Here is an 8,462-nt window from a genome sequence, read left to right as displayed (position 1 = left end):
GCGGGGTTGTTCCCCCCCCCCCCCCCCCCCCCCCCCCTCTCCCCCCCCCTCCCCCCCCCCCCCCCCCCCCCCCCCCCCCCCCCCCCCCCCCCCCCCCCCCCCCCACCACCGAAGGGCCGGGGGCCCGCCCCCTGCCGAAACGTTGCGCCGAACGGCGCCGCCTCGATCCGCCCCCCGTACGCCGGGACGACAATCATTGCCCGGGGTCACCCCCCGTGATACACAGAGTGACCATACGTTCTTTCGCATGCAGACCACCCACGCCCAGGTCAGAGCACACGGGCGGGGCACGGGCCGGGAGATCGGGCAAAGAGAGCCGTCAAGTCGACGTACGACGGCGGTTTCATCAGCGAAGATAGTGCGTGACCCCTGCCGTCGGGCACGGGCTTCCGGAACTACCCATACAGGGGCGGTGAGTTACATGATCCTGGCAGCCGAAAAGGGCGACATCACCACCATCATCGGCGGAATCGCCCCGAATTGGGGGCCGTTCGGCAGTCTCGGCAACGAAGCGAAGATCATGATCGAAGTGGTCATGGCCGTCGCGATCCTCCTCTGCCTCGGCATCGCCATCTGGGGCGCGGCCAAGCAGCGCATCGGCGCGACCGCGCTGCGCGACACCTTCAGCGCGGAACAGGGCAAGGGCCTGATCGTGGCCGGCCTGACCGGCGTCTTCATCATCGGCTCCCTCGGCACCCTGTTCACGATCGTCTACGGGATGGCCGTCTAGCCGGGCCCGTCCCGGATCCCGGACCTGATGAGGACTCACCACGCCGCGCGTGCGCGGGAAGCAGCGCTACCGTCGAACGACGCGGAGGGGGCGGACACGGAATGAGCAACGACGACCAGTACGGCGGCGGCACGGGCGGCGGCTACGGCGAGGTCGGCGGCACGGGCCAGACCCGTACCCGCCTCCCGGAATCCCCCTCCGACGCCTACGGCACCCCCCGCCGCACCCCCCGCGCCTCCCGAAGCCTGGTCACGGTGGTCGGCGTGGTCGTCCTCCTGATCGCCGCCATCGCGTTCGCGAACCAGTCCGGCGACACCCCGACCACCCCGTCCTCGGACAAACCCCAGGCCACCTCCCCCACCGCCGCCACAGGCGTCCCCCCGGTCACGGACAAGTCCGCGGGCATCCCCAAGGGCTTCCCCCAGGACCAACAGGGCGCCCAGTCGGCCGCCACCAACTACGCGGTGGTGCTCGGTTCCGACGGCATGTTCAACACCACCAGACGCCACGCCATCGTGGACGCAGTGGCGGACGACAGCACCCGGGCCAAGCTCCAGGCGGGATTCGACGCCGACTACTCGGCCGGCCTGCTTTCCCAGATCGGCCTGACGAAGGACGGTCTCGCCCCGGCGGGTTCCACCTTCGTCAACCGGACCGTTCCGGCAGGGGCCAAGGTGAAGAGCTTCGCCGCGGGGAACGCGTCCGTCGATGTGTGGTGCATCGGCATGTTCGGCCTGACCGGCGACAAGTCCACGCGTCCGGTGACCAGCGGCTGGTTCACCATTTCCATGACGCTCAAGTGGAGCGGGTCTGACTGGAAGCTGGTCGAGACGGCTCAAAAGGAAGGCCCGACCCCCGTCACCGGCGACAACCCCGTGTCCACCTCCGACGAGATCGGCAGCGCCGTCACCGAATTCGGAGGGTTCACGTATGCCCGGTAGCACCCGGCTCTCAGTCCGGAGGATCGGCGCGGCCACGGCAGCCGTCCAAATGGCGGCCGTCCTCCTCGCGGCCCGTGCGGTGGCAGCACCCACACCGACGCCGACGCCGAGCAACACCCCGTCCCCGGGGGCGAGCGACAACCCCTGCGCGCTGATCGCCGGCCCTGCCCGGGACTACTGCGAACGCGGCCAAGGCGCAGCCACCGGCGGAGCCCCCCGCACAGGCCTAGCGCCCAGCGACCCGGCCGACGCCCTCAACCCCCTCGCCTCCCTCGCCAAGGGCTGCGCCGACGCCGCCGCCTGGATCGTCACCGAGCTCAGCAAGGCGGTCAACGGCTCCGCCAACGTCGACTTCACCAACGGCGCCTTCCTCAAGCAGTACTCCATCGTCTTCGCCGCCTCCACCATCCTCACCCTCGTCCTCTGGCTCTTCGCCGTCGCCAAGCGCGCCATCCGTGGCGTCCCCCTCACCACCGCCATCTCCGAAGCCATCGGCTTCCTCTGGCTCACCGTCCTCGCCTCCGCCTTCACCCCCCTGATCCTCTACACCGTCGTCTCCGCGACCGACGGCGTCACCGAGGTCATCGCCTCCGCGAGCGGCAGCCAGACCGACGTCTTCTTCGGCTCCTTCACCGAAGCCCTCAAGAAGGGCGACTCCATCGGCGGCGGCCCGATCATGCTGATCGTCGTCTCCCTCGTCACCGTCCTCGCCGCCGGCATCCTCTTCCTCGAACTCTTCATCCGCGCCGCCCTGCTCTACGTCGGCGCCCTCCTCGGCGTCGTCGTCTACGCCGGGCTCGTCGACCGCAACCTCTGGGGCCACGTCCGCCGCTGGGCGGGCATCATGATCGCCGTGATCCTCGTGAAGCCGGTCATCGTCATCGTCCTCGGCCTCGCCGGGGCCCTGGCCGGCGAGAAGGGGCCGAACGCCTTCTCCGCCGTCGTCTCCGGCCTCGCGATCATCCTCCTGGCGATCTTCGCCTCCGCGATGATCTACCGCTTCGTCCCCGGCTTCGGCGACGAGATCGCCTCCGCCCGCGCCGGCCGCAGCTCCGCCACCGACGGCGCCCAGGCCGCGGCCGTCATCAGCTCCCCCGCCTCCCTCGTCTCGCAGGGCATCAAGACCCACAGCAGCCGCGGCAACCACCGCGCAGGCGACAGCGGCAGCGCGCCCCGCCCCGCCAACCCCATCGCCGGAGGCGTGGCCGCCCACAGCAGCCGCCCGTCCTCCGGTGCCGGGTCCGGCGGCGGACCCGCCCCCTCCGCCACACCCCCGCCCCGCACGAGCTCGCGTACGAGTACGAAGAACACAGGAGGTGACGGGCGTTGACGACCCAGTCCCACCAGATCCACCCGGTCGCGCCCCGCCGCACGTATCTCATCGGCCGCGCCCGGCCGAACGCGATCGTGGGCAAGAACCGCGAGACCGGCGAGATCGCCCTGATCATCGCCGGAGCGTTCTTCGGGATGATGAGCGGACTGCTCGTCCCGGACCTCACGCTGCGCATCGTCAGCCTCGCCGGGTTCCCCATGCTCGCGCTCGCCGCCGTGTACGTCCCGTACAAGGGCCGCACCTTCTACCGCTGGTTCGAGATCAGCCGCAGCTACAAGCGCACCCTGCGCCGCGGTACGACCTACCGCTCCGCCGCCATGGAAGCCGGCGTCCGCGGCTCCGACGGCCGCGAGGTCGAGGTCGGCCCGCCCCCCGGCATCGGCCGCATCAGCTGGCTCGCCGCCCCCTTCGGCCCCGACGAGATCGCCGTACTCCTCCACGCGGACCGCAGAACCGTCACCGCCGCCATCGAGATCGAAGGCCCCGGCGTCGGCCTGCGCGACAGCGAGGACCAAGAAGCCCTCGTCGACCGCTTCGGCACCCTCCTCAAGCACGTCGCCAACGGCGACGGCTTCGTCACCCGCCTGCAGATGCTCGCCCGTACGCTGCCCGCCGACCCCGACGCGCACGCCAAGGACGTCGCCCAGCGCGGCGACACCAACGCCCCGATCTGGCTGCGCGACTCCTACGAGCAGCTCCAGTCGATGGTCTCCACCTCCTCCGAGCAGCACCGCGCGTACCTGGTCGCCTGCATGCACTTCACGCGCGAACTCGCCGCCGAGGCCCACACCATCGCCCGCGCCGGCACCCCGCACAAGGGCCGCAAGCTCGACCGCGACGCCGGCCTCGCCATCGTCATGGCCCGCGAGCTCACCGACATCTGCGCCCGCCTCGCCGAGGCCGACATCCGCGTCCGCCAACCACTCGGCCAGGGCAGACTCTCCTCCCTCGTGCACTCCATGTACGACCCGGACCACCCCATCGACCACATCCAGGCCATGACCAAGCGCAACGCCTGGCCCGCCGAACTCGACGCGGTGGAACCGACGTACCTCCAGGCCAAGACCCGCGAGTCCTCCACCCGCGCACCCTGGTGCCACGCCACGGCATGGGTGAAGGAATGGCCCATGACCCCGGTCGGCGTCAACTTCCTCGCCCCGCTCCTCGTCCACACCCCGGACGTGATCCGCACCGTCGCCGTCACCATGGACCTGGAGCCCACCGAGGTCGCCATCGAGCGCATGCTCACGGAGAAGACCAACGACGAGGCCGACGCCTCCCGCGCCGCCAAGATGAACCGGACCGTCGACCCCCGCGACATCGCCGCGCACGGCCGACTGGACCAGAGGGGTGAAGATCTCGCCAGCGGTGCGGCAGGAGTCAACCTCGTCGGGTACATCACGGTGTCCTCGCGTTCACCCGAAGCCCTCGCCCGCGACAAGCGGACGATCCGCGCCTCCGCCGGCAAGTCCTACCTGAAGCTGGAGTGGTGCGACCGCGAGCACCACCGCGCCTTCGTCAACACCCTGCCGTTCGCCACCGGCATCCGACGCTAGCTGGAGGGAACGGCCGCCCCATGCGAGATCCCATGTCCGCCCTGACGGACGCCTTCACCAGCTTCCTCTTCGGCAAGGTCGAGACCACGCGCCTGCCCGTCCGCACCTCCACCGGGCAGGCGCAAGCCGTCTACCTGCCCACCGCCGCCCCCGGACTCGGCGACTCCGGCGTCATCATCGGCCGCGAGGTCTACAGCGGCAAGGGCTACATCTACGACCCCTTCCAGCTCTACGGGCAGCAACTCCCCGCCCCCCACTGGCTGGTCCTCGGCGAATCCGGCAACGGCAAGTCCGCCCTGGAGAAGACCTACGTCCTGCGCCAGCTCCGCTTCCGCGACCGCCAGGTCGTCGTACTCGACGCCCAGGGCGAGGACGGCGTGGGCGAATGGAACCTCATCGCCCAGCAGCTGGGAATAACCCCCATCCGCCTGGACCCCATCGCCGCCAACGACGACGGGATCCGCCTCAACCCCCTCGACCCGGCGATCACCACGACCGGCCAGCTCGCGCTGCTCCGGACCATCATCGAAGTCGCCATGGGCCACGGCCTCGACGAGCGCTCCGGCTTCGCGCTCAAGGTCGCCCACGCCTACGTCGTCGACACCATCCGCGACCGCCAGCCCGTCCTCACCGACATCGTCGAGCAACTGCGCTACCCCGAAGCCGAATCCGCCCACGCCATGAACGTCGACATAGACGATGTCCGGGCCTGGGGCCTCGACGTGGCGCTCGTCATCGACCGCCTCGTCGACGGCGACCTGCGCGGCATGTTCGACGGCCCGACCACCGTCGGCATCGACCTCGACGCCCCGCTGATCGTCTTCGACCTCTCCCACATCGACCGCAACTCCATCGCGATGCCGATCCTCATGGCGATCGTCGGCGTCTGGCTGGAGCACACCTGGATCCGGCCGGACCGCAAGAAGCGCATCTTCCTCGTCGAAGAGGCCTGGCACATCATCAACAGCCCCTTCGTGGCACAGCTGTTCCAGCGCCTCCTGAAGTTCGGCCGCCGCCTCGGCCTGTCCTTCGTCGCCGTCGTCCACCACCTCTCCGACGTCGTCGACGGAGCGGCCGCCCGCGAGGCCGCGGCCATCCTCAAGATGGCCTCCACCAGAACCATCTACGCCCAGAAGGCCGACGAAGCACGCGCCACCGGCCGCGTCCTCGGCCTGCCCCGCTGGGCCGTGGAGATCATCCCGACCCTCACCCCGGGCATCGCCGTCTGGGACGTCAACGGCAACGTCCAGGTGGTCAAACACCTGATCACCGAAGCCGAACGCCCCCTCGTCTACACCGACCGCGCGATGACCGAGTCCTCCGCCCAGCACCAACTGCCCGACGACCTGCTGGCGGCCGAACTGGAGGCGGAGGAGCGCGCCCTGCTCATCGAACGCCACCGCAACGGCGGCCCGGGGTCCGCGACCACGGTGGCGTGAGCATGTACGACGCACGAGATCGACGAGACGCCCGACGTACGGACGCCCCCGCCCGCGGCGGCATCCCCGACGGGCTGCTCGTCGCCCTGCTGGCCTTCCTCCTCGGCCTCGCGGTCCTGGTCTGGACGGCCACCGGCCTGTCCGCCCTCCTCGCGAAGGGCGCCTGGCCCGACAGCGTCACCTTCACCAGGACCCCGGGGGCCGTACGCGCCCTGATAGCTCAGCCGCACGACGTCCCGGGCGCCTGGCCGGACACCGACCCGGCGGCGCTGTCGGGCTGGGGGCTGTTCTGGGGCCTGTTCATCGGCCAGCTGCTGGTGATGTTCGTGCTGACCGTGTTCTGCATCGGCGTCATCGCCCGTACGAAGTCCCGCCGCGCCCTGGCCAGACAGCCCGCGCCGCCCCCCGCACCGGAAACCGCGGCCGCATCCGAGCCCGTCCCTTACGAGCCCCCGCACCAGGCCCCCGTACCCGCACAGCCCCAGCCCCCCGCTCCGGCTGCGACTCCGCCGGCTCCGGTGGACGAGGCCTACCGCTACGGCTTCGGCTACGCCCCGGCGCCCCCGCCGCCGGCCGCGCCCACGACCGCCCCGCCCCTCCGCATGGCCTACGCCGGCCCCGCCGAGCGCCACCGCCTCGCCGCGCAGAGCATCGCCACGGCCGAGGGCGCGGTGCTGGTGGTCACCTCTTCCCCGGCCCTCTGGGCAGAGACCAAGGACGCCCGCGCCAAACTCGGCCCGGTCCTCCTCTACGACCCCTCCCACCTGTGCGACACCCCGGCCCGCATGCACTGGAACCCGGCCGAGGGCTGCCTCGACCGCGATACCGCGGCCGCCCGCGCCGTCTCCCTGCTGGCCCCCATACGCCCGCAGGCCCGTATGGACGCGGCCGTCGCCGACACCGCGGAAACGCTCCTTCGCTGCTGGCTCCAGGCGGCCGCCCTCGACGACCGCCCGTTCAAGCACCTGCACCGCTGGGCCCAGGGGAACGGCTCCCAGGACCCGGTACGCATCCTGCGCACCCATCCCGGAAGCGTCACAGCCGCCCCCGGCGCCGCCGGGGAACTGGAGAACGCCCTCACCGCCCACCCGGAACGCCGCGAGCTCGCCCAGCACCTGACGGCCCGGGCCCTCTCCTGCCTGACCTCGATCCACATCCGCGAGGCCTGCAACCCGAACCGAACGGATTCGCTCACCCTGGCATCGTTCATCGCCGAAGGGGGCAGCCTCTACGTGGTGGGCGAACCGCTGGAAGATCCCCGGACCCACCCGGGTGCGATGCCCCTGCTGACCGCACTCGCCTCGAGCGTGGTCGAGCACGGCCGCCGCATGGCCGCACGGTCATCCCACGGTCGGCTCGACCCACCACTCGCGCTGGTCCTGGACGACGTGGCCGCCGTGGCCCCCGTCCCCCAGCTCCCGGAGCTCCTCCAGGACGAGACGCTCCCCCTCCTCGCCCTGTGCCGCAGTCGCGAACAGGCCCGTACCCGCTGGCCGGACGCGCCCCTCCCCGTCGGCTAGAGCGCTGCCGGCCGATCGATGACGTACTCCAGCTCCTTGGCCGACGGGTCCGTCTCCAGGGGCACCCGCACACCGCTGTCCTGGAACCCGACGCGCCGGTAGAAGGCCTGGGCCCTGTCGTTGCGCTCGTGCACATAGAGCCGTACGCGTTCCAGCGCCGGGTCCTCCAGCGACCAGGCCCACTCCAGCCCCGCCCGGAACAGCTCCTCGGCCAGTCCGGTGCCCCGCCGGCCCTCACGGACGAAGACCCCGACGACGTGCCCCTGGGTCGTCTCGATCTCACGGTCGAGGAAGTCCTTGGTGCCCAGCTCCTCGACGAGCACGGCCACGCTGCCGTCCCACACCCCGTCGGGCCCTTCGGCCACGAACTGACGCACGGCCCGCCCGGAGGCGGCGCCGGCGGTCCGCTCCTGCCAGAAGCTGTCCGGCCGGGCCTCGGCGAGCTCGGCGGTGTCGAGGAAGGCGATGGCAGCCACGGGGTCGTGGAGCGAGGCGATCCGCAGCTCCTTGACCTGCTCCCACTCGTCGGCCCGTATCGCACGGATCACGTGCTGCTTCACGTCCTGCTTGCTCTGATCGTCCATACTTCGGGATCCTAACCACACGACCGGACAGACTTCATCGCAATTTCGTGCCGTAAACGCAGAAAAGCCCCGCACCATAAGGTGCGGGGCTTTCCCACAATGATTGTTCGGCGGCGTCCTACTCTCCCACAGGGTCCCCCCTGCAGTACCATCGGCGCTGAAAGGCTTAGCTTCCGGGTTCGGAATGTAACCGGGCGTTTCCCTAACGCTATGACCACCGAAACACTATGAAGTTAACCAACCGGGCATGGACACGGTTCGTTACTTCAGAACTAACACAGTGGACGCGAGCAACTGAGGACAAGCCCTCGGCCTATTAGTACCAGTCAGCTCCACCCGTTACCGGGCTTCCACATCTG

At 70.6% G+C, this 8,462-nt stretch carries 7 protein-coding genes and 1 rRNA gene; 6 read left to right on the top strand and 2 right to left on the bottom strand.

The features are described from left to right. The first annotated feature begins 421 nt into the window (after positions 1-421). The 6 genes from ACZ7GJ_RS06795 to ACZ7GJ_RS06770 all read left to right on the top strand — a co-directional run bounded on the left by ACZ7GJ_RS06795 (position 422) and on the right by ACZ7GJ_RS06770 (position 7,519). Positions 422-730 carry a hypothetical protein gene (locus ACZ7GJ_RS06795; protein ID WP_031145169.1) on the top strand — a complete coding sequence of 103 codons (309 nt, stop codon included), beginning with the start codon at positions 422-424 and terminating at the stop codon, positions 728-730. Between the two features lie 101 nt (positions 731-831). Continuing rightward, positions 832-1,671, top strand: coding sequence for a hypothetical protein (locus ACZ7GJ_RS06790; protein WP_470750096.1), 840 nt, complete (start codon positions 832-834; stop codon positions 1,669-1,671). Beyond that, positions 1,661-3,001 carry a hypothetical protein gene (locus ACZ7GJ_RS06785; protein ID WP_470750095.1) on the top strand — a complete coding sequence of 447 codons (1,341 nt, stop codon included), beginning with the start codon at positions 1,661-1,663 and terminating at the stop codon, positions 2,999-3,001. Before ACZ7GJ_RS06790 ends, ACZ7GJ_RS06785 begins: the two co-directional genes overlap by 11 nt. After that, positions 2,998-4,560, top strand: a complete 1,563-nt coding sequence (locus ACZ7GJ_RS06780) for an SCO6880 family protein (RefSeq protein ID WP_470750094.1) — start codon at positions 2,998-3,000, stop codon at positions 4,558-4,560. Before ACZ7GJ_RS06785 ends, ACZ7GJ_RS06780 begins: the two co-directional genes overlap by 4 nt. 20 nt (positions 4,561-4,580) lie before the next feature. After that, positions 4,581-5,999, top strand: coding sequence for an ATP-binding protein (locus ACZ7GJ_RS06775; RefSeq protein WP_470750093.1), 1,419 nt, complete (start codon positions 4,581-4,583; stop codon positions 5,997-5,999). 2 nt (positions 6,000-6,001) lie between these two features. Further along, positions 6,002-7,519 (top strand): type VI secretion protein, encoded by a 1,518-nt coding sequence (locus ACZ7GJ_RS06770; RefSeq protein ID WP_470750092.1) that lies wholly within the window; start codon positions 6,002-6,004, stop codon positions 7,517-7,519. Here ACZ7GJ_RS06770 and ACZ7GJ_RS06765 read toward each other — a convergent pair. After that, positions 7,516-8,103 (bottom strand): GNAT family N-acetyltransferase, encoded by a 588-nt coding sequence (locus tag ACZ7GJ_RS06765; protein ID WP_470750091.1) that lies wholly within the window; start codon positions 8,101-8,103, stop codon positions 7,516-7,518. The two genes, ACZ7GJ_RS06770 and ACZ7GJ_RS06765, sit on opposite strands and share 4 nt — an antisense overlap. A gap of 105 nt (positions 8,104-8,208) precedes the next feature. Next, positions 8,209-8,325, bottom strand: a 5S ribosomal RNA gene (rrf, locus tag ACZ7GJ_RS06760). Between the last annotated feature and the right edge of the window lie 137 nt (positions 8,326-8,462).

The organism is Streptomyces sp. NPDC037242, from assembly GCF_055604165.1.
This window is presented reverse-complemented; position numbering and strand designations above follow the sequence as displayed.